The sequence below is a fragment of the Alteromonas sp. ALT199 genome, from assembly GCF_018619335.1.
Taxonomy (GTDB): Bacteria; Pseudomonadota; Gammaproteobacteria; order Enterobacterales; family Alteromonadaceae; genus Alteromonas.
Map to the genome: position 1 here is coordinate 1 of NZ_JAHHDX010000071.1, position 1,379 is coordinate 1,379.

Here is a 1,379-nt window from a genome sequence, read left to right on the forward strand (position 1 = left end):
GTTCGCTGGGACGCATACACGTGGGCTGCTTCGCATTATAGCCCACGCGCCTGCGCCCCTTATTTAAAAGTTATGTACTCAAGGAAATATGAACCTATTATTTGTTTGTTCAGAAAATCGTTTGCGTAGCCCAACCGGTGAGGAAGTTTTCTCTGAATATGAAGGAATCAACGCAATCGGGTGCGGCACAAATGCAGATGCCGAAACACCGCTTTCAGGCGATCTTATTGAATGGGCCGACGCCATCTTAGTTATGGAAAAATCTCACAGAATCAAAGTCGCCAAAAAGTACAAAGATCTACTTAAAGGTAAAAAACTGGCTTGCTTAGACATACCAGACCATTACGAGCGCATGCAGCCCGAACTTGTTCGTCTTTTAAAGAATAAGGTGACAAAGTTTGTGCGGTTGTAATTGGCACGTACATAACAAGCCAATAAACTCACTCACTACGTTCGCTGGGACGCATACACGCAGGGCGGCTTCGCCATTATGCCCTACGTGCCTGCGCCCGTTATTGGAAAGTTAGGTGCCAAAGTGTACGCATGGCTAACAAGGAATTTTAGTTTATTAATTGGGGGCATCATCCTGTTGCCGCTAACCTTATTTATATCCTTAATGTCCGTCGCATTTGGAGCTAGCTTCACTGGTGAGCCAACAGTCTCTAGCATTAAAATATTCGCTAGTGCAGCATCGTATTTATTAGTATTTGTATTGTCAGTTTGGCAATCAGTCCGTAGTTACAAGACTCATGGTAATTATGGATACTGGGATTTGTTGCCGATTATTTATTTTTCGTTGGGTGTGTTAGCAATGTTTATTCAAGGTAGTATTTAGCATGCCACCTAACAAAAAAATTAAGTCACTCACTTCGTTCGCTGGGACGCATACATGCGGGGCGGCTTCGCCATTATGCCCCACATTCCCGCGCCCCTTATTTAAAAGTTAGGCGTCATTTACTTACAGCATAAAAAAGTGGGTTCAGACGTGACATTCCCACATCAAGGTTGTTTCGCGAGGTAGTTTTTACAGTTTGCTTTCACGGTAGTTTCTGCTGCTTTAACAGCGTGCTTTTATTCAATATCGTAACGCCAACATTCAACATTACCAACTTTCTAAACTCGCTCTTTTATCCAGCAATGTCGTTAACATCTGGCATTTCGCACAGGGTTGTTTTATCTTAAATTCAATAATTTAAACACGCGGTCTATTTGGCTAGTGGTGGCAGCATAGCTGCGTACTTTCAGTTGTACGCCTAACAAAACGCTGTTGGCACTCCCTTCGGTCGCTGGGACGCTAACACGTGGGCTGACTCACTTCGTTCGGATTTTAGCCCACGTGCTAGCGCCCCAAAGCTTAACGTTATGTGCCCAAGGAAACC

The 1,379-nt window shown here is 44.2% G+C and carries 1 protein-coding gene; it reads left to right on the plus strand.

Annotation, left to right across the window (positions count from 1 at the left end; translation table 11 throughout):
• The first annotated feature begins 88 nt into the window (after positions 1 to 88).
• On the plus strand, positions 89 to 412 hold the full coding sequence (locus tag KL866_RS07250) for a low molecular weight protein tyrosine phosphatase family protein (protein ID WP_214994337.1): 324 nt from the start codon (positions 89 to 91) through the stop codon (positions 410 to 412).
• Positions 413 to 1,379 lie beyond the last annotated feature (967 nt).

Excerpts from the sequence above, each read along its gene's own strand:
- KL866_RS07250 (WP_214994337.1), top strand. The coding sequence starts at position 89 with ATGAACCTATTATTTGTTTGTTCAGAAAATCGTTTGCGTAGCCCAACC.